Genomic DNA, 19118 nt, shown 5'->3' with positions numbered 1-19118 from the left:
CACTTTTTGATCAGAGGCGCACCAAGCGCCCATCCGTTGCCTTGTCGTGCACGACCGGCAGCGTCATTCAATACCGAGGTTAGACATGTCCACCACCATCGCAAAAGCCAACCCCAAGGTTGGCTTTGTTTCCCTGGGTTGCCCGAAGGCTCTGGTCGACTCCGAGCGCATCCTCACGCAACTGCGTATGGAAGGCTATGACGTCGTGTCCACTTACCAGGACGCCGATGTGGTGGTGGTCAACACCTGCGGCTTCATTGATTCGGCCAAGGCCGAGTCTTTGGAAGTGATCGGCGAAGCCATCAAGGAAAACGGCAAGGTCATCGTCACCGGCTGCATGGGCGTGGAAGAAGGCAATATCCGTAACGTGCACCCGAGTGTGCTGGCGGTGACCGGCCCGCAGCAGTACGAGCAGGTGGTCAACGCCGTGCACGAAGTGGTGCCGCCACGCCAGGACCACAACCCGCTGATCGACCTGGTGCCGCCTCAAGGTATCAAACTGACCCCACGCCACTACGCGTACCTGAAGATATCCGAGGGCTGCAACCACAGCTGCAGCTTCTGCATCATCCCGTCGATGCGCGGCAAACTGGTGAGCCGCCCGGTGGGTGATGTGCTTGACGAGGCCCAGCGCCTGGTCAAATCCGGCGTCAAGGAGCTGCTGGTGATCTCCCAGGACACCAGCGCCTACGGCGTCGACGTGAAATACCGCACTGGCTTCTGGAACGGCGCGCCGGTGAAAACCCGCATGACCGAACTCTGCGAAGCCCTCAGCAGCCTGGGCGTATGGGTGCGCCTGCACTACGTTTACCCGTACCCGCACGTGGACGAGCTGATCCCGTTGATGGCCGCCGGCAAGATCCTGCCGTACCTGGACATCCCGTTCCAACACGCCAGCCCCAAAGTGCTCAAGGCAATGAAACGCCCGGCGTTCGAAGACAAGACCCTGGCGCGTATCAAGAACTGGCGCGAGATCTGCCCGGAGCTGATCATCCGCTCCACCTTCATCGTCGGTTTCCCCGGCGAGACCGAAGAAGACTTCCAGTACCTGCTCGACTGGCTGACCGAAGCGCAGCTGGACCGCGTCGGCTGCTTCCAGTACTCGCCGGTGGAAGGCGCTCCGGCCAACCTGCTGGACCTGGCCGTGGTGCCGGACGACGTCAAGCAAGATCGTTGGGAGCGCTTCATGGCGCACCAGCAGGCGATCAGCTCGGCGCGTCTGCAACTGCGCATCGGCAAGGAAATCGAAGTGCTGATCGACGAAGTCGACGAGCAAGGCGCCGTTGGCCGCTGCTTCTTCGATGCGCCGGAAATCGACGGCAACGTGTTTATTGACGATGCCAGCGGCTTGAAGCCGGGCGACAAGGTCTGGTGCACCGTGACCGACGCCGACGAGTACGACTTGTGGGCTGAAAAGCGCGACTGAAGCGTGTTTGCGTAATATTTTGAAAAAGCCCCGCCTCTGACAAGATGCGGGGCTTTTTTAGGTCTATCGTTTTGCTCATCAGCGCAAATAACGCCAAGAGGCAGCGGTCATGCGACAGCATTCGGTCATCTATACGCCTAAATCCAGCGACTACCCGCGCCTGGCGCAGATCTGGGAAGCCTCAGTACGCGCCACCCACAACTTCCTGCCGGACAGCTATATCGACCGGTTGAAAAACCTGGTGCTGACCCGCTACCTGGATGCGGTGATGCTGATCTGCACCAAGGACTCGCGCCAGCGCATCACCGGGTTCGCCGGGGTGGTGGCCGGCAAGGTGGAAATGCTGTTTATCGACCCGCAACACCGTGGCCAGGGCCTGGGCCGGCAATTGCTGGGCTATGCCATCGAACACCTGAACGCCGAGGAACTGGACGTCAACGAGCAGAACCCCCAGGCGCTGGGCTTTTACCTCAAGCAGGGCTTCGAGGTGATCGGACGCACGGAGCATGATGGCCTTGGGCAGCCTTACCCGTTGCTGCATATGCGTTTGCGCCAGCTGCAACAACAGGCGCGCCAGGGCTAAATGAAATGGGCTCGGGATTAACCGGCGCCAGGCAGGTACAATAGCCGCCCCCTTTTGTTACGGCCCTTGTCATGACTGACCCCATACGCCTCTCCAAACGCCTTATCGAACTGGTCGGTTGCTCCCGTCGGGAGGCTGAGCTGTTTATCGAAGGCGGCTGGGTCTCGGTGGACGGCGAAGTGATCGACGAGCCGCAGTTCAAGGTCACAACCGAAAAAGTCGAGCTGGACCCAGAGGCCAAAGCCACCCCACCAGAGCCGGTGACCATTCTGTTGCACGCGCCGGCAGGCATGGACGCTGAAACCGCCATGGCCACGATCAGCGCCGAGACCTTGTCTGAAGAACACCGCTTCAGCAAGCGCCCGCTCAAGGGGCATTTCCTGCGCCTGACCGCCAGCGCCGACTTGCAAGCCAAGGCCAGCGGCTTGCTGGTGTTCACCCAGGACTGGAAGATTCTGCGCAAGTTGACCGCCGATGCCGCCAAGATCGAGCAGGAGTACGTAGTAGAAGTCGAAGGCGACATGGTTGCCCACGGCCTCAACCGCCTGAACCACGGCCTGACCTACAAAGGTAAGGAACTGCCCGCCGTGAAAGCCAGCTGGCAGAACGAAAACCGCCTGCGCTTTGCGATGAAAAACCCGCAACCCGGCGTTATCGCGCTGTTCTGCGAAGCTGTTGGCCTGAAAGTCATCGCCATCCGCCGTATCCGCATCGGCGGCGTGTCCATTGGCAAGGTGCCAGTGGGCCAATGGCGCTACCTGTCCGGCAAAGAGAAGTTCTAAGCCGTTCCCCTTTTCCCGACACCGCCTGATTGGGCGGCGTCATCAGTTCAATAGCAGGATTGCTCACCATGATTCACAACGACGTACTGCGCAGCGTGCGCTACATGCTCGACATCAGCGACAACAAGATGGTCGAGATCATCAAGCTCGGCGGCATGGACGTGACCAAGGAAGACCTGCTGACCTACCTCAAGAAAGATGAGGAAGAAGGCTTCGTGTTCTGCCCGGATGAAGTCATGGCTCACTTCCTCGATGGCTTGGTCATCTTCAAGCGCGGCAAGGACGAAAGCCGTCCACCGCAGCCGATCGAAACGCCGGTGACCAACAACATCATCCTGAAAAAGCTGCGCGTGGCCTTCGAACTGAAGGAAGACGACATGCATGCCATCCTCAAGGCAGCGGAGTTCCCGGTGTCCAAGCCAGAGCTGAGCGCGCTGTTCCGCAAGTTCGGCCATACCAACTACCGCACCTGTGGTGATCAGTTGCTGCGTAACTTCCTCAAGGGCCTGACCTTGCGGGTCCGTGCCTAAGCCATGAGTTACCAGGTCTCGCCCGTCGGTTTCGTACGCTCCTGCTTCAAGGAGAAGTTCGCCATCCCGCGCCAACCGCAACTGGCACCGGCTGCCCGTGGCGTGCTGGAGTTGGTGGCGCCGTTCGACCAGGGCGAGGCGGTGCAGGGGCTGGAACAGGTCAGCCATGTGTGGTTGCTGTTCCTGTTTCATCAGGCCCTGGAAGACAAGCCACGCCTGAAAGTGCGCCCGCCACGCCTGGGCGGCAATACGTCCATGGGCGTGTTTGCCACCCGTGCCACCCACCGACCTAATGGCATCGGCCAATCGGTGGTCAAGCTGGATAAGGTGGAACCGGGGCGACTGTGGATTTCCGGGATCGACTTGCTCGATGGCACGCCGGTGCTGGATATCAAGCCATATGTGCCCTATGCCGACATTGTCGACAGCGCTACCAACACCATTGCCAGCAGCGCGCCGCAACTGATTGCGGTGCAGTGGCTGAAGACGGCGCTGCAACAGGCGCAAGGCCACGCTCAACGCCTCGGCGAGCCGTTGGTGGAACTGATTGAGCAGTGTTTGGCGCAGGATCCGCGGCCGGCGTATCAGGTTCCTACGTCGGAACGGGAATACGGTGCGCAATTCTGGGATGTGGATGTGCGCTGGCACTACCCGGAACCCGGGATGATTTGTGTGCTGGAAGTGGTTCCCGCCGGATAAACCGGAGACCGAATGTGGGAGGGGGCTTGCTCCCGATAGCAGTGGGTCAGTCACCAGATGCAGTGACTGACACTCCGCCATCGGGGGCAAGCCCCCTCCCACATTTTGATCTGCTTACTGACGCGGTATTACTTCTCGACGAACGCACGCTCGATCAGGTAATCACCCGGCTCACGCATCCGTGGCGAAACCTTCAGGCCGAAGCTGTTCAGCACTTCGCTGGTCTCATCCAGCATGCTTGGGCTGCCGCACAGCATGGCGCGGTCGTCTTCGGGGTTGATCGGTGGCAGGCCGATGTCGCTGAACAGCTTGCCACTGCGCATCAGGTCGGTCAGGCGGCCTTCGTTTTCGAACGGCTCGCGGGTCACGGTCGGGTAGTAGATCAACTTGTCACGCAGGGCCTCGCCGAAGAATTCGTTCTGCGGCAGGTGCTCGGTGATGAATTCGCGGTAGGCGACTTCGTTGACGTAGCGCACGCCGTGGCACAGGATGACTTTTTCGAAACGCTCGTAGGTCTCCGGGTCCTGGATCACGCTCATGAACGGCGCGAGGCCAGTGCCGGTGCTGAGCAGGTACAGGTGTTTGCCCGGCTTCAAATCGTCAAGCACCAGGGTGCCCGTCGGTTTTTTGCTGATGATGATCTCGTCGCCTTCCTTCAAGTGCTGCAATTGGGAAGTCAGCGGGCCATCCGGCACCTTGATGCTGAAGAATTCCAGATGCTCTTCCCAGTTCGGGCTGGCAATCGAGTAAGCGCGCATGAGCGGGCGGCCGTTGGGCTGTTGCAGGCCGATCATCACGAACTGACCGTTCTCGAAGCGCAGGCCCGGATCGCGGGTGCACTTGAAGCTGAACAGAGTGTCGTTCCAGTGATGAACACTGAGGACACGCTCGTGGTTCATGTTGCTCATGTACGGGGGACTCCTGGAAATGGGTCTGCGCCAAAGGTAAGGATGCGCAATTGCACAGCATTCTAATGGCGGCGACAATATCTGTTAACTGGATTATTAAGATAAGGGTTATCGGTTATATCGATATGCGATTTACTCTCCGTCAACTGCAAGTTTTCGTCGCCGTCGCCCAGCAGGAAAGCGTCTCGCGCGCTGCTGGCCTTCTGGCCTTATCTCAATCCGCCGCCAGCACGTCGATTACCGAGCTGGAGCGTCAATCCAGCTGCCAATTGTTCGACCGCGCCGGCAAACGCCTGAGTCTCAACGCCCTCGGTCACCAGCTATTGCCCCAGGCGGTTGCACTGCTGGACCAGGCCAAAGAGATCGAGGACCTGCTCAACGGCAAGTCCGGCTTCGGCTCCTTGGCGGTCGGCGCGACCCTGACCATCGGCAATTACTTGGCGACGCTGCTGATTGGCAGCTTTATGCAGCAGCATCCCGAAAGCCAGGTGAAACTCCATGTGCAGAACACTGCACATATCGTGCATCAGGTAGCGCACTACGAAATTGACCTGGGTCTAATTGAAGGCGACTGCAGCCACCCGGATATCGAGGTGCAGACGTGGGTAGAAGATGAGCTCGTGGTGTTTTGTGCGCCGCAGCATCATTTGGCCAAGCGTGGCGTGGCCAGCATGGACGAATTGACCCACGAAGCGTGGATACTGCGCGAACAAGGCTCGGGCACGCGCCTGACGTTTGACCAGGCCATGCGCCATCATCGCAGCGCGCTGAATATCCGTCTGGAGCTGGAACACACCGAGGCGATCAAGCGGGCAGTGGAGTCAGGCTTGGGGATTGGCTGCATTTCGCGGCTGGCGTTGCGCGATGCCTTTCGCCGCGGCAGCCTGGTGCCGGTAGAAACCCCGGATCTGGACCTGGCCCGGCAGTTCTACTTCATCTGGCATAAGCAGAAATACCAGACCTCGGCGATGCGCGAGTTTCTCGAACTGTGCCGCGCCTTCACCGCCGGGGTGCAGCGCAGCGACGAGATCGTGCTGCCGAGTATTGCCTGATCGTCAGATCAGGATCACCGCCCACACCAGGGTGATCATGGTCAGTGCCACAAATTGCGCGGCGCTGCCCATGTCCTTGGCGTTCTTCGACAGCGGATGGCGGTCCAGGGAAATACGGTCAATGGCCGCTTCTACCGCAGAGTTGAGCAACTCGACAATCAACGCCAGCAGGCATACCGCAATCAGCAGTGCCCGCTCGACCCGGCTGACCTGCAGGAAAAAGCTCAAAGGGATCAGGATGACGTTCAACAACACCAACTGACGGAACGCCGCCTCGCCGGTGAAAGCTGCGCGCAGACCATCCAGGGAATAGCCCCCTGCATTGAAGATACGTTTGATACCGGTTTGACCCTTGAAAGGCGACATAGATGTAGGCAACTGAACCAAAGAAGTGGGGAAGCTAGATCACGCAAAGTCAAAAAAGCGTGAAGCGGCTGTAACTTAATGTTGCGAGATTGACTCAAGTTGTTGCAAGAGCAACGCCGCCTGGGTCCGGGTACGCACTCCCAGCTTACGGAAAATCGCCGTGACATGGGCCTTGATGGTCGCTTCCGACACGCTCAATTCGTAGGCAATCTGCTTGTTCAGCAAACCCTCGCAGACCATGGTCAGCACCCGAAACTGCTGAGGTGTGAGACTGGCCAGGCCATCACGGGCGGCCTTGGCTTCGTCGGACACGTTGATTTGTTCAAACGCCTGGGGCGGCCAGGACACATCGCCGTCCAATACCGCGCGCACGGCTTTCTGGATATCTTCCATCGCGCTGGACTTGGGAATGAAGCCACTGGCGCCAAACTCCTTGGAGCGCACCACCACGTCGGCTTCCTCCTGGGCCGAGACCATCACCACGGGGATCTGCGGGTATTGCCCGCGCAGCAGCACCAGCCCGGAAAAGCCGTAGGCACCGGGCATGTTCAGGTCGAGCAGCACCAGGTCCCAGTCGGATTTTTCGGTGAGGCGAGCTTCCAGTTCGGCGATGCTGGCCACTTCGACCAGGCGAACATCAGGGCCAAGCCCCAGGGTGACTGCCTGATGCAGAGCGCTGCGAAACAGCGGATGGTCATCGGCTATCAGGATTTCGTATGTGGCCATTGGTTAAATGATCCTGTTTTTTATGGCAGCCCTGATGGTTCAGGGCTCACCAATACACAAGGCGACGGCCTGGCAGCTATCGCCACAGGGCCTGCTCAACGTCAAAAGCACGTGAAACGACGTCAGGCATTCACGGTTGCGCCCCAATCGGCGCCCAGCATGACCAGCGTAGCCTGGAGGGTCAAGCACTACGCCCGAGGGCATTTTAGCGGGTTGCAGGTTTACGGTGCCATCATGCAAACGTCGTCTGGTTATACCGCCGGGATGTAGGGTGCAAGGCGAGTATGCACAGCGTCCATCGGGTCCAGCGGCATTTGGAACTTGGCAGCCAGGTAATGGGTGCTGAATACATCGAGATAGGCATCCAACACTTCGCTGGCGGCCACGTCTTCGGCCAACTCCAGACAAAGTGCCGCCACCTCGGCGGTGCAGAAATGGTCATCACGCTTGGAACGCCGCAGTTTGTAGCGTGACAACTGCTCTGGCGCCAGGCTCAGTACCGGCAAGTGCTCCAAGTAGGGGCTTTTGCGAAACATCTTGCGCGCTTCGCTCCAGGTGCCGTCCAGCAAGATAAACAGCGGGCGCTTGCCCTCCTCCATGCGCACTTCACTGACCACCCGTTCTGGTGCCACGAATTCACCGGGGAAGACAATATATGGCTGCCACTGCGGATCGGCCAACAATCTGAGCAAATCGGGGTCGACTTCGGTGCGCGACCATGCGAATGCAGTGGTGTCGTGTATGACATCAGCGATCAGCCAACCCGTGTTGCTGGGTTTCATCGGCTCAACGTCATGCATCAACAGGCACATGGCCGACTTGGCTTGTACCTGGGGCCGCCAGGCACATAAGCAGTACTCGGGAATTACCCGACAGCCGGGGCAACGCTCAGCTCGGGAACCACGATTAAGAAACGGCCTGACGGCACGCGCCAGACGCTGAGCACGCAAACGGGAAACGGCGTGGCTCATCGGGCACGCGGCGAAGAAAAGGGAATCGGCACGGAAGAAACTCGTGAAAAGCAGAAGTCCCGCAGTTTACCAGCGATACGCCTGGCTGTAGTGGCAAGGGCTCACCTATAATTGCGCGCCACTGAACGCACAGCCCAGTGGCTGGTCTATGCACCAGTAACCGAATCAGGAGAGTTTCATGCTGCGTTCCATGCTGCGCCTTGTTGCCCCATCCCTCGCCATAGCGTTGGTCTTGCCTATGGGCGCCCACGCGGCCTCGCTGCTGGAGGCTCAAATGAACAGGAAGCTGCAAAGCGTCGCGGCCGAAAGCAACAAGGACCTGCCCCGGGAAATTGATGAAAAGACCCTGGAAGTGGCCTACACCGTTGAGGGTATGCAGCTGATCGATCACCTTAGCGTTCAGCCTGATCGTGCCGAACAGATGCGTGCCAACCCCAAGGCTGTGTATTTCCAGCTCGGCCGCAGCGTCTGCACCAACCCAGGCTACCGCGAGCTGATGGCCAAGGGCGCAGTGATGCGCTATGAAATCACCGAGAACAAAAGCAACCGCCCTGTGGCATCGGTCAAGTTCGTAGAAGCGGATTGCCCGGCTCCGGCGAAGAAGAAAAAGTAACCACTGCTAAACCCTCGCGCGCGGCTGTCCAGCGGCGCGCACTCCCCCGCTCCAGCTCCTGCCAACGACTAAACTACGCGATGAGTAACCAATAAGCGGTTGCCAGCCAAGGGTTTTTCGGCCCATGATCAAGCCATCCCATACGCCCGCCCACAGCTACTTCAATGCTGTTCTGTAACACTTTCAGGGCATACGCGGCCTGCCCTCCTGTGGCATGCAACGACACATGCAGTGTCGTGGCCCCGACGACGCTCTCGTCGACTATCCAGGCCCTGTAAAGAAGGAGAAGTTGAATGCCTTATGAATCCAATGATCAGTTGCTTCGTCATTTTGAAGAAAACGGGACCGACCTCACGCAGCAGGTCGACGCGCAAATCCAGTTGATCGCCCCCAACAGCCCGAATATCCCCCTTTATCGCGACATGATCCTTACCGTTCTGCGCATGGCCCAGGACGACCGGGATCGCTGGAATGCCAAGATCACCCTGCGCGCCATTCGTGAATTGGACCATGCATTTCGCTTACTCGAACAATTCAAGGACCGGCGCAAGGTGACGGTGTTCGGCTCGGCACGTACACCTGTGGAAAGCCCACTGTATGCACTGGCCCGAGAGGTGGGTGCAGCATTGGCGCGCTCCGACCTGATGGTGATCACCGGCGGTGGCGGCGGCATCATGGCGGCAGCCCACGAAGGCGCGGGCCTGGCGCACAGCCTGGGGTTCAATATCACGCTACCCTTTGAACAGCACGCCAACCCCACCATCGATGGCACCGAAAACCTGCTGTCATTCCACTTCTTCTTTACCCGCAAGTTGTTCTTCGTCAAGGAAGCCGATGCGCTGGTGTTGTGCCCAGGCGGTTTCGGCACCCTGGACGAGGCTTTGGAAGTACTGACCCTGATCCAGACTGGCAAGAGCCCGCTGGTGCCAGTAGTGTTGCTGGATGCGCCAGGCGGTGGGTTCTGGCAAGGTGCCCTGGACTTTATCCGCAGCCAGTTGGAAGCCAACCGCTACATTCTGCCTACTGACCTCAAGCTGATACGCCTGGTCTACAGCGCCGAAGAAGCAGTGGATGAAATCAACCAGTTCTATGCCAACTTCCACTCCACCCGTTGGTTGAAACGCGAGTTTGTGGTGCGCATGAACCATCCTCTCAGTGAGCGTGCTCTGGCCCATTTGCAGCAAGAGTTTGCCAGCCTGCGGCTCAGTGGCGAGTTTCAACAGCTCGCCTATACAGGCGAAGACCATGACGAACCAAGGTTCAGTCACTTGACCCGCCTGATGTTCAACTTCAATGGCCGCGACCAGGGGCGACTGCGTGAATTGGTGGATTACATCAACCTGCCGGAAAACTGGGCACAGGCCCAAGGCAAGACGCAGCAACGTGTGACGTCACTGCCGGCGTAGTTTTTTGCAGGCGAAAAAAAAGGCCCACTATTTTCATAGTGGGCCTTTTCGTTTTGGGGCGTTCAGTCGTCCATATCGCGGCCGCTCAACAAGCGGCTGATCATGTCCATCGAAAACCCGCGATAGCTCAGAAAGCGCCCTTGCTTCGCACGCTCCCTGGCGTCAATCGGAAGGTGCCCCGCAAACTTGCGGCGCCAAGTGTCTTCCAACTGCGACAGCCAGTTGATACCGCACTCACGCAGGGCAAGGTCGATATCGGCACGTTGCAGACCACGCTGGCTCAGCTCTTCACGAATCCGCGCAGGGCCGTAACCGGAGCGCGCTCGGTAGGACACAAAACTTTCAAGGTAACGGGCTTCCGACAACAGCCCTTCTTCTGTCAAACGGTCGAGGGCTGTTTCGATCATCTCAGGCTCTGCGCCGCGCTGACGCAATTTACGCGTCAGCTCGACTCGGCCATGCTCGCGGCGAGCGAGCAGGTCCATTGCAGTGCGCCGAACGGCAACGAGTGTATCCAGTACAACGGTCATCGTTTGCTTCAGATGTCAGTGTCGGCTTCTTCCATCTCGTCAACCGGCTCGCGGTTAGCGGCAGCTTTCACGTCCGGCGCCGGGGTCAGCAGCTTGTCGCGAATCTGCTTCTCAAGCGTGGCAGCGATATCCGGGTTGTCCGCCAGGAACTTGGCCGAGTTGGCCTTGCCCTGACCGATCTTGCTGCCGTTGTAGGCATACCAGGCACCGGACTTTTCGACGAAACCGTGCAGTACACCCAGGTCGATCATCTCGCCGTTCAGGTAGATACCCTTGCCGTAGAGAATCTGGAACTCAGCCTGACGGAATGGCGGGGCCACTTTGTTCTTCACAACCTTGACGCGAGTTTCGCTACCGACAACCTCGTCACCTTCCTTCACCGCGCCAGTACGGCGGATATCCAGACGGACCGAAGCGTAGAACTTCAGCGCGTTACCACCGGTGGTGGTTTCCGGGCTGCCGAACATCACGCCGATCTTCATGCGGATCTGGTTGATGAAGATCACCAGGCAGTTGGCGTTCTTGATGTTACCGGTGATTTTACGCAGCGCCTGGGACATCAGGCGGGCTTGCAGGCCCACGTGCATGTCGCCCATTTCGCCTTCGATTTCAGCCTTGGGTACCAGGGCAGCCACGGAGTCGACCACGATCACGTCAATGGCGTTGGAGCGCACCAGCATGTCGGTGATTTCCAGGGCTTGCTCGCCGGTGTCCGGCTGGGAAACCAGCAGGTCATCGACGTTGACGCCCAGCTTGCCGGCGTACTCAGGATCCAGGGCGTGCTCGGCGTCGACGAACGCGCAGGTGGCGCCCATCTTTTGCGCCTGGGCAATCACCGACAGGGTCAGGGTGGTTTTACCGGAAGATTCAGGACCGTAGATTTCAACGATACGGCCTTTTGGCAGGCCGCCAATGCCGAGCGCGATGTCCAGACCCAGAGAGCCAGTGGAAATAGCCGGGATCGCCTGACGGTCGTGATCGCCCATACGCATTACGGCACCCTTGCCGAATTGACGTTCGATCTGACCCAGGGCCGCAGCCAAGGCTTTCTTCTTGTTGTCGTCCATTAAAGTCCTCACGTAATCAATAAGGCCTGACGGCCAACACCTGTATAAGTAGACAGTATTGTTCCACAAAGATCGGTGATCGCCTACCCCTGTTTCTCGATTTCTGCTGCAGCTCGTCGCAACAAGCCCTCCAGTGCGGCTTTTACCGTTTGTCGGCGCACCTCGTCGCGGTTGCCGGGGAAGTGCGCAAGCTCGGCTGTCACCTCGTCGCCCACTGCAAAGGCCAGCCAAACGGTGCCCACCGGCTTGTCTGGCGAGCCGCCATCGGGGCCGGCCACACCGCTGACCGCCACGGCAAACCGCGCCAGGCTTTTTTCCTGAGCGCCGCGGGCCATCGCCTCCACCACTTCCTGGCTGACGGCGCCTACTTTGGAAAAGAGTTTTTCCGGCACGTTCAACTGCCGGGTCTTCTGGCGATTGGAATAGGTGACATAGCCCGCCTCGAACCAGGCCGAACTGCCCGGGATCCGCGTGATGGCTTCGGCAATGCCGCCGCCGGTACAGGACTCGGCAGTGGTGACGTGGGCACTGAGCACCTGCAAACGGCGACCCAGTTCAGCGGCCAGTTGAGTGATTTCCTTCACGGTCGTCTCCAGGAGTGGGCGGGGGTTCGCCTACCCTACAGGAGCCTATCGGCCATGCAAGATACAGAGTGCATCAAGAGGCTAACGCGCGACGGCCTGCACATAGGCCTGGCAAGCGCGCAAGGCGATCAGGGCGCTGTCGCCGTCGTCGGTGATGCGGATAATTCGCTGAGCATGCGCCGGGTCAAGTCGGGCTCGCGGGGCTGCATGAACCAGGCTGCCGGCGGTGGTGGAGGCAGGCACTGTACAGCCAGTGGCGGAATCGGCGGCGTCGAGAAGGACTGACAACCGCACATCAGCAGTGGCCAGACGGTCACGCAGAGCAGCTTGGTTGCGTTGGGCATCGCTCAACTCCTGGGTGTGTTGGTGGTCGTTGACGTTGAGCTGTTGCTCCAGAGCCCGGCGTTGGTTTTGTGCTGCCAGCCTTTGCTGGTTCAGCGCTTGAGCATGGGTGCTTGATTGCAGCTCAAGCTGCGCACCATATCGCCAAGCCTGGACCTGCCAAACAAACGCCATGAGCAGACACACGCCGATCAAACGCAACGCACTTAGGAGATGCATAACACCGCCTTGGCCCGCGCCCACAAGCGCAAACGCTCATCCAGGCCATTGAGACCGCCGTTGATACGCCGAGTGATAGCGGTGAATTGGTCCCTGTCGGCCAGTTCATTCAAACCGTTGCTCTGCCAAAACCAGGCTGCCGATTCGCAAGCCCATTGCGGTTGCTCCAGCAATTGCGGTTGCAGCAGCAGGCGATCATCGCCGAACAGCGCTCGGCTGCAGGCCAGGTAGTTGCGACGCCCCGTGATCTGGATAAGCCCCCTGCCCCGATACTTCTGGCCATCGCCATCCGCCTCGGGCGTGTTGCCCAGCCGGGCGGCCAGGGTACCGGTGTCGTATTTGCTCAGGTAGTGATCGCTACCCAGTTCTCGCACATAGAGCAACTGAGCAGATTCGTGGCCGATTTGGGCGAGGAATGCCGCAGTGCGTTCAGGTGTGGTGATTTGGTGATGGGACATCGCCGTGTTTAACGCCGAAATGAAAACTCCCGCTTTAAGGCGGGAGTTTGGTAGTACTTTAACCAGCTGTTGCTCAGATAGAACCATGCATCCCTCCTTCTTGAGCTCGAGCTTTCAGTGATACACGAACTCAAGCTCCCTCTTCTGCCCGCGCCTAAGACGCCAATCCACTGGCCATGATCGAACTGCGATACCCCGTCGCCGGGTCGCCGACGTGGGTCACTTGGGTAATCGACCAGCGCCCCTGCATATACGAAGGCCAGGTTTCATCCAGCACCAGCAAGCCTTCGGCAGCGAGCAGCGGGTTACCGGGGCAATCGATCTGCAGCTTCAAACCTTCACGGCCCACCCGGCGCAGTTCGCCTTCGGCCACGGCGCGGGCTTCGGCTTCGTTCTGGCAGCGCTGGCGCAGGGTCTTGAACGGGGCAATCCCGACCTGGACCATGCGCTGCTTGCCAGCTCCGGAATCCCACCAGCTGACGCGGCTGCCCATGTACTTGGAGCGCGATTTTTCGTCGAGCTTGGCGGTGATAAAGGCCTGCTCACCGGGCCGGTTGTCCTCGGTCACCGACAATTTCACTTGCGGTAATAGCTGGCCGGAGAGTGATTTGGCTTGCCCCGCTTCGGCCAGCACATAGAGTTCGTTGAACGGCTTGGTGACCGCGTTGTAGCGTTTGGCCAAGCGGGTGATGAAGGCCATGTCGCTTTCGTTGGACTGGTCGATGTGCGCAATCGCAATGCCGTCCAACGCGGGTGCCACTCGCGGTGAAAAACCATGGCGGCTGACCAGTTGACGAAACAACGCCCCCAAGGTAGTCGGCCCATGGCTGGCGGAGCGGCGCTGGCGATAGCCGCTTTTATCCGCCTCGCTGAAGGGCGCGGCGGTGGCCACGATCATCAGGCGCATCGGAAACAACACTGGGGTGCGTTGGGTGACGACAAACTCGCCTTTTTCCACCAAGCCGGTTTCCTGGTAACCGACACGCAGGCCGATCTTGCCACTGAGGCTGGGCAAGCCCTCCAGCCCTTCTATGTTAAGGGTCAGTTCCAGGCGGTCAGTCTGGATGCCCGCGGCGTCGGTGTGGCTCCAGTGCATCAGGCGTTGATTGAGCAGCGCCGCGTTGGCGCCGTAGAACTCTACGATCGGGGTAAATCCGTGTGCCATGCAACCTCCTCAATCCCAGGCCAGAACGGGCCGTACAGCAGCCGGCCGGGCTTGCATCTCAGGCACGACCACCCATACGCCTGCCGGCAGTACAGGGCCGTATTCAGCCAGTTCAGGGTTCAAGCGCCAGAGGGTTTCTTCCGCCGCGTCATCGCAACGCTTCAGCTCACGGTAGAGCAGCAGGTTGACCGAATCACCGGCAATACTTCGCACTCTACGCATTGACGAACTCCTCCAGCTCAAGGGTCCAGGTCATGACCATGGCAGTGCCGTCATCGATCACATTGCTTTGGGCTTCCACCACCGAATTGATCCGCCACAGGCCCCAGTTACGGCCGATACCGTCGACCAGCGGCAACGGCGCCCGCGCATTTTGCAGAGCGCGCAATTCGTCCAGGCGCTGCATGCCAACGGCGTACATGGCCGTGCCGCTGAAGGTGAGTTTTTCCAGCTTCTGGCCGTTCTGCCGCGACTGGGGTTTGCTGGCAATAATCGCCAGGTCACTCCAGCCGCCGTCGCTGTTGCGGGCCAGTGTGGAATAGGCGAACCCTCGGGATAAGCCAAAAATAAAGTCGCCCAGCACCATTTGTTGTCGCATCAATCACCTCCTGAAGGATCGGCCAGTGCCGCGTTGCGCCGGATGCCCAGGGAATCGGTGACCATCGGCACGCATTGAAATTGCAGGGCCTGGATCACCTGGTTGACGACCTGCTGGGCATCGGCGGGGTTGACGCCGGTGATCTGGATACTCGGTGCAAGCGTGACCTGGACGTTGTCGGTGCGGGCGCTGTTGAGTTCCTTGCTCAGCGCGTTGGGCGCGGGCAGGCGATCACTTGCGCTGAACAGTTTGTCACCGAGCCAACTGCCTGCTTCGCTGCCCAGCAAGCCACCGATGACGCCACCGACTGCGGTGCCAATGCCAGGGAAAACCAGAGTGCCGAGCGCGGCGCCGGCGGATGCTCCCGCCCAGGCGCCGCCAGCGGTGCTAAGGCCAGCACCGACGGCCTTGGCGTCGCCATTGCGTACGCCCTGGATCACATCCACGGCGGTGTCGACATACTTCAGCGGGCCAAGGCGGCGTACGGCGGACGATTCAAGCTTTGCGAGCGTCCCCGACAGTCCAGGGGCCAAACCCTTGGGCCCACCCTGTGCTGCGACTCGGTCTGCCGAAGCGGCTGCGTAAGAGGTCAATGAGTTGCCGGAAATACTGCGTGTAGTCTCGCTCACCCGTTTGCTGTCGAACGCTAGCTGCGGCTGGCCCATGATATTGACTGGCGGCGCAGCAGGGGCTGGCGTGACAGTAGGCTGCGATTTGAGATCGGTCCGCCCTCTGACCTCTGGGATTTTGACCTCGCGCGATTTTATTTGACGGGCCTTGTTACGCTTGCCGCGCGGCCTCCTGGGATTATCTTTGGGGCGTGCCTTCTCTTCTTTCCTGGCGGTCTCACCGACACTCTCTGGCAACTGTGCGGCAGCGCTATCAAGCGGGCCGCGAATCTGCACAGGCACTGCTCCGGTGCAGCAACAGTCCTTGCCTTTTTCAGCGCCCTTGCCGTTATCGTCCTTGAGCCACTTGGCACCCTTCGGATACCTGGCAGCCACCGCATCAATCGCCTTGCCTGAAAGACGGTCTTTGGCTTTATCCCACAAACCGGTGAACACTTCCTTGCCGACGAACTTGACGGCATCCGTGGCCAGTTCAACACTTTTTTCCCCCCAGGACGGGGTAGCAGACGCAGGCTTGTCCTGCTTGCTTTCTGCGACTCCCGCGCGTACCTCTGCCGTCTTGGTTGACAGCGAATTGGCGCTAATGAACAGCGTGCTGGTGAGCGTTTCCAGTGTTTCGCGCAACCGAATTTGCTCTTGGGCCAGAGCGTTGATGTCCACACTGACGGTGATCAGCGCCGAGGTCAGCTCCGGCAGCGGTTGCGGTTGGGGCTGGGGCTGGGGCTGGGGTTGCAGCTGGAGTTGCGGCTGCGGCAACAATAACGGCGACGATTGTGGCACCGATTCAAGGCTGACAGGCGCGGCGAGGTCTGCGGAAAACGGCGCCAGCACATTGCCCATTTCCGCATCGCCAAGCAGCCAACGCTTGTCCTCCTGAACGAGCCTGGTCCCAAATTGAGTCTCTTGCATCCCGCTTACTCCTGTTTAACGCCAAGGCGAGTGATCGCTATGTCGTAGCGGCGCAATGCTTTTCCGGCGTCCCAGTCGAGGATCTCCGCCTCATTGACCGAGTAGATCAGCGGCACCACATCGAGGATTACTTCGATGTCGCGCTGCGAAAGAAGTCCGCCGGTTGATTTAAAAAATCGTCGATACGCTCCTGCAGTTCCGTCCAGTCGGGCACGGTCAAGCCGGCCAGGTCAGGGATCATCAGGCCGGTGCAATGGGCGGTGATGAACTCGGCGCGCTCTTTGTTGGTGGCGAGTTTTTTCATCACCTTGGTGGCGCGCAGGGCAGGCATTTCCAGGGGCAGTTCGGTCAGGGTTCGGCCGGCTGCGTTCAGGGGCAATAGCAACTGGACGGGTTGGTCGTGGGGTGTCGCTTCATCCGCATTCAGGAAGAACGACGTCGGGCGCGTCGACATCTCGTGTACGTACTGGGCAATGCTTACGTAGTCAGGGCGCTTGAGCTGGTCGAGCTCTTTTTCCGACAGGCCGGTGGCGAGTTTCGCCAGTTCGAAAAACTGATCGTCCTCGTCATCACCGGCCCGGGCCAGCGCGTCTTTTTGCGCGGCGTAGAACAACGGTTTGAGCTGAACCTGCTGGATCGTCGCGCCGGTGTCGGCGGTGATCGGAGCCAGCAGGATGTGCAACGGTGGCATCCAGGCCATGGGGCAATTCCTTGTAGAACGGTATTGAAAAGCACGGGAATCCCAATCTGAGCGCGGTCTCTGTGGGAGCTGGCTTGCCTGCGATAGCATCAACTCGGTGCTCCAGACGCACCGAGTCGCCTGCATCGCGGGCAAGCCCGGCTCCCACATTGACCGTGCCCGCTTCGATTGCAGTTATCCTTACGGCATCAGCACGGCGCGGCGCGCATCGCCCAGAATGTCGACGCCGTTGAGCACGAACTTCTGGGTGCGCACGTCGATGTCGATCACCGAAACGCCATTTTCCAGACGGTTGTAGGTACGGCAGGACAGTTCCAGCGTGGTGGTAGCCTTGTCGCCCATTTTCAGCTTCGCCTCCTCCAGGGATTTGAGCTTGCCGCCGACGGTGTGGTAGGTGAAGTAGGTCTTCCCGTCCTGGTCCTGGCCGGCTTCACGCACGTTCAGCAGGATGTCGTCGCCCATGCGCACGCCCAGGGCCAGCATGATTTCCGGACCGGCACCTTGCAGCACCAGCTTGGCATTGAGCACCTTGCCGCTCTTGGCCATTTCCTCGGCGATAAAGCGACCTCCGGACATGGGCTCCATGTCGAACTCGATCTTCGGCGGGGTGAACTCTTCCACGGTTGCGGACAACGGCAGGCCTTGAAGGGTGGCCGCAATGGCCTGTCTGACTCGGTTGGTAAACATTAGAGAACGTCCTCCAGGAACTGCTCGATGATTTCATCGCGGGCGTTGAGTTGATAAACCATGTGTTCGTTCGGCGCGTAGCGGCCGTAGTCGATAACGATGAACCAGGTGCCGTTCTTGTACTTCTCGACGCTGTTCAATTCCGGGTGCAGGTATACGCTGCCGCCAGGGATGGTCTCGTCGGCCACCAGGGTTTGCAACCAGTCGTTGATGCGCTTGACCTCTTGGTCCATGAAGGACTTGGTGAGGTTCTTGGCCATGGCTTTCTGGCCGGCCTTGACCAGCTTGCGGCTGATAGCATCTTCCAGGCCGACGTAGCTGATGAACTTGCCGGTGATGGAGCGGTTACCCAGCAGCGAGAAACCGCCGAGGATGGTGCGGGCGTAGTAGCTCACGCCGTAGCGGTTGAGCAGGTCGCCTTCGGTGGAGGTATCGAGGATGTTGTACTCGACCACGCGGGAAACGTCTTCGGCGAAGGTCACCTGGTTGCCCGGGCTTTCCCACTGTTTGACCTTGGCCAGTGCGGCGATGGCCAACGAGGATGGCGACAGGAATACGTTTTTCTTCGCGGCCTTGGAGTACACCGACGGCATGTTGTGCACCAGCAGGCAACGGTCGAAACCGAGGTCGGCACCGCCCAGCTCGCCGCTGTAGGTCACTTGATCGGCCACCGAAGCGTCCTTGCCATCCAGTACCACACGCGCCTTGATGCGCTTGCCGAAAGAGGCAAACTCACCGGCCACGGCCTTGGTGCCGGTAAAGCCTGGGGCGCCGATGATGGTCAGGTCTTCAGGCACGCTGCTCAGGGCCGCCAGGCCGAGCTTGCGGCCGGTGACCGGGTCGTTGCCGCCGATCACATTGTTGATCGTATCGGCTGGGGTGGCGCCTTCTTCGACGATGACCACGTAGACCGGCACCTTGACCACTTTGAGGATCTGGTACACCGCCTGGAACAAGGTGCCCGACTCGGTGCCGGTGGGGTCCAGCAGCGCCTGGGTGGTGAAGCTGTTGATACGGAACGGGGCGTTTTTCGGGATCGATGCGTGGGCGTTGGGGGCAGTGCCGACCAAGCCAATCACGTTATCGCCAAGGCCACCCATGGCCTCGGGTGATTCGGTGGCATTCACAGTGATGCCGTTGTGCTCGAAGTTCAAAACCTCAGCCATGA

The 19118-nt window shown here is 59.7% G+C and carries 24 protein-coding genes; 8 read left to right on the top strand and 16 right to left on the bottom strand.

Annotated elements, in window-relative coordinates; translation table 11 throughout:
• Positions 1–97 precede the first annotated feature (97 nt).
• The 5 genes from rimO (at position 98) to tsaA (ending at position 4020) form a co-directional block, all read left to right on the top strand.
• A complete protein-coding gene (rimO, locus tag E4O97_RS09445; RefSeq protein WP_169855583.1) occupies positions 98–1426 on the top strand; it encodes a 30S ribosomal protein S12 methylthiotransferase RimO in 1329 nt (442 codons plus the stop codon).
• Between the two features lie 109 nt (positions 1427–1535).
• Positions 1536–2009: a GNAT family N-acetyltransferase gene (locus E4O97_RS09440; RefSeq protein WP_248131313.1), complete on the top strand. Its 474-nt coding sequence runs from the start codon at positions 1536–1538 to the stop codon at positions 2007–2009.
• Positions 2010–2080: 71 nt separating this feature from the next.
• Positions 2081–2791, top strand: coding sequence for an rRNA pseudouridine synthase (locus tag E4O97_RS09435; RefSeq protein WP_005785471.1), 711 nt, complete (start codon positions 2081–2083; stop codon positions 2789–2791).
• A 68-nt stretch (positions 2792–2859) separates the two neighbouring features.
• Complete coding sequence (locus E4O97_RS09430; RefSeq protein ID WP_005785469.1) at positions 2860–3321, top strand: DUF1456 family protein; 462 nt, start codon at positions 2860–2862, stop codon at positions 3319–3321.
• A 3-nt stretch (positions 3322–3324) separates the two neighbouring features.
• Positions 3325–4020 (top strand): tRNA (N6-threonylcarbamoyladenosine(37)-N6)-methyltransferase TrmO, encoded by a 696-nt coding sequence (gene tsaA, locus E4O97_RS09425; RefSeq protein ID WP_103733430.1) that lies wholly within the window; start codon positions 3325–3327, stop codon positions 4018–4020.
• A 128-nt stretch (positions 4021–4148) separates the two neighbouring features.
• Here tsaA and fpr read toward each other — a convergent pair whose 3' ends face one another.
• Positions 4149–4928, bottom strand: coding sequence for a ferredoxin-NADP reductase (gene fpr / locus E4O97_RS09420; RefSeq protein WP_003189055.1), 780 nt, complete (start codon positions 4926–4928; stop codon positions 4149–4151).
• 125 nt (positions 4929–5053) lie between these two features.
• Here fpr and E4O97_RS09415 point away from each other — a divergent pair, with 125 nt between their 5' ends.
• Positions 5054–5980 (top strand): LysR family transcriptional regulator, encoded by a 927-nt coding sequence (locus E4O97_RS09415; protein WP_010212678.1) that lies wholly within the window; start codon positions 5054–5056, stop codon positions 5978–5980.
• Between the two features lie 3 nt (positions 5981–5983).
• On the opposite strand, the gene E4O97_RS09410 is transcribed toward E4O97_RS09415, so the two are convergent.
• The 3 genes from E4O97_RS09410 to E4O97_RS09400 form a co-directional block, all read right to left on the bottom strand.
• A complete protein-coding gene (locus tag E4O97_RS09410; RefSeq protein WP_003189051.1) occupies positions 5984–6346 on the bottom strand; it encodes a diacylglycerol kinase in 363 nt (120 codons plus the stop codon).
• A gap of 75 nt (positions 6347–6421) precedes the next feature.
• Positions 6422–7072: a response regulator transcription factor ErdR gene (gene erdR, locus E4O97_RS09405; protein WP_032877498.1), complete on the bottom strand. Its 651-nt coding sequence runs from the start codon at positions 7070–7072 to the stop codon at positions 6422–6424.
• A 251-nt stretch (positions 7073–7323) separates the two neighbouring features.
• Positions 7324–8043 carry a tRNA-uridine aminocarboxypropyltransferase gene (locus tag E4O97_RS09400; RefSeq protein WP_032877499.1) on the bottom strand — a complete coding sequence of 240 codons (720 nt, stop codon included), beginning with the start codon at positions 8041–8043 and terminating at the stop codon, positions 7324–7326.
• 178 nt (positions 8044–8221) lie between these two features.
• Here E4O97_RS09400 and E4O97_RS09395 point away from each other — a divergent pair, with 178 nt between their 5' ends.
• Both E4O97_RS09395 and E4O97_RS09390 read left to right on the top strand, forming a co-directional pair.
• Positions 8222–8656: a PA3611 family quorum-sensing-regulated virulence factor gene (locus tag E4O97_RS09395; protein WP_216090822.1), complete on the top strand. Its 435-nt coding sequence runs from the start codon at positions 8222–8224 to the stop codon at positions 8654–8656.
• Between the two features lie 293 nt (positions 8657–8949).
• A complete protein-coding gene (locus tag E4O97_RS09390) occupies positions 8950–10062 on the top strand; it encodes a TIGR00730 family Rossman fold protein (protein WP_248131315.1) in 1113 nt (370 codons plus the stop codon).
• Between the two features lie 62 nt (positions 10063–10124).
• On the opposite strand, the gene recX is transcribed toward E4O97_RS09390, so the two are convergent.
• The 12 genes from recX to E4O97_RS09330 all read right to left on the bottom strand — a co-directional run bounded on the left by recX (position 10125) and on the right by E4O97_RS09330 (position 19116).
• Positions 10125–10592: a recombination regulator RecX gene (gene recX, locus E4O97_RS09385; protein ID WP_078820439.1), complete on the bottom strand. Its 468-nt coding sequence runs from the start codon at positions 10590–10592 to the stop codon at positions 10125–10127.
• 8 nt (positions 10593–10600) lie between these two features.
• Positions 10601–11659, bottom strand: a complete 1059-nt coding sequence (gene recA / locus E4O97_RS09380; RefSeq protein ID WP_005785454.1) for a recombinase RecA — start codon at positions 11657–11659, stop codon at positions 10601–10603.
• An 83-nt stretch (positions 11660–11742) separates the two neighbouring features.
• The gene (locus tag E4O97_RS09375; protein ID WP_005785452.1) at positions 11743–12243 is read right to left on the bottom strand and encodes a CinA family protein; all 501 of its coding nucleotides are present in this window, start codon (positions 12241–12243) and stop codon (positions 11743–11745) included.
• An 81-nt stretch (positions 12244–12324) separates the two neighbouring features.
• A complete protein-coding gene (locus E4O97_RS09370; RefSeq protein WP_032877503.1) occupies positions 12325–12804 on the bottom strand; it encodes a lysis system i-spanin subunit Rz in 480 nt (159 codons plus the stop codon).
• Positions 12792–13349 carry a glycoside hydrolase family 19 protein gene (locus E4O97_RS09365; RefSeq protein ID WP_032877504.1) on the bottom strand — a complete coding sequence of 186 codons (558 nt, stop codon included), beginning with the start codon at positions 13347–13349 and terminating at the stop codon, positions 12792–12794. The genes E4O97_RS09370 and E4O97_RS09365 overlap by 13 nt, the downstream gene beginning before the upstream one ends.
• A 67-nt stretch (positions 13350–13416) precedes the next feature.
• The gene (locus E4O97_RS09360) at positions 13417–14427 is read right to left on the bottom strand and encodes a contractile injection system protein, VgrG/Pvc8 family (protein WP_078820430.1); all 1011 of its coding nucleotides are present in this window, start codon (positions 14425–14427) and stop codon (positions 13417–13419) included.
• Positions 14428–14436: 9 nt separating this feature from the next.
• On the bottom strand, positions 14437–14649 hold the full coding sequence (locus tag E4O97_RS09355; RefSeq protein WP_078820429.1) for a tail protein X: 213 nt from the start codon (positions 14647–14649) through the stop codon (positions 14437–14439).
• A complete protein-coding gene (locus E4O97_RS09350; protein WP_078820428.1) occupies positions 14642–15025 on the bottom strand; it encodes a phage tail protein in 384 nt (127 codons plus the stop codon). The genes E4O97_RS09355 and E4O97_RS09350 overlap by 8 nt, the downstream gene beginning before the upstream one ends.
• Positions 15025–16563, bottom strand: a complete 1539-nt coding sequence (locus tag E4O97_RS09345; protein WP_248161207.1) for a tail tape measure protein — start codon at positions 16561–16563, stop codon at positions 15025–15027. The genes E4O97_RS09350 and E4O97_RS09345 overlap by 1 nt, the downstream gene beginning before the upstream one ends.
• A gap of 127 nt (positions 16564–16690) precedes the next feature.
• Positions 16691–17263 carry a phage tail assembly protein gene (locus E4O97_RS09340; RefSeq protein ID WP_032877507.1) on the bottom strand — a complete coding sequence of 191 codons (573 nt, stop codon included), beginning with the start codon at positions 17261–17263 and terminating at the stop codon, positions 16691–16693.
• 180 nt (positions 17264–17443) lie between these two features.
• Entirely contained in the window at positions 17444–17950 is a 507-nt protein-coding gene (locus tag E4O97_RS09335; protein ID WP_005785401.1) for a phage major tail tube protein, read from the bottom strand.
• Positions 17950–19116 carry a tail protein gene (locus tag E4O97_RS09330; RefSeq protein WP_032877508.1) on the bottom strand — a complete coding sequence of 389 codons (1167 nt, stop codon included), beginning with the start codon at positions 19114–19116 and terminating at the stop codon, positions 17950–17952. Before E4O97_RS09330 ends, E4O97_RS09335 begins: the two co-directional genes overlap by 1 nt.
• Between the last annotated feature and the right edge of the window lie 2 nt (positions 19117–19118).

It is taken from the genome of Pseudomonas sp. W15Feb34 (genome assembly GCF_023127765.1).
Taxonomy (GTDB): domain Bacteria; phylum Pseudomonadota; class Gammaproteobacteria; order Pseudomonadales; family Pseudomonadaceae; genus Aquipseudomonas; species Aquipseudomonas synxantha_A.
Note: the sequence above shows the minus strand (reverse complement) of the source record. Positions and strands in the feature narration are given on the sequence as shown.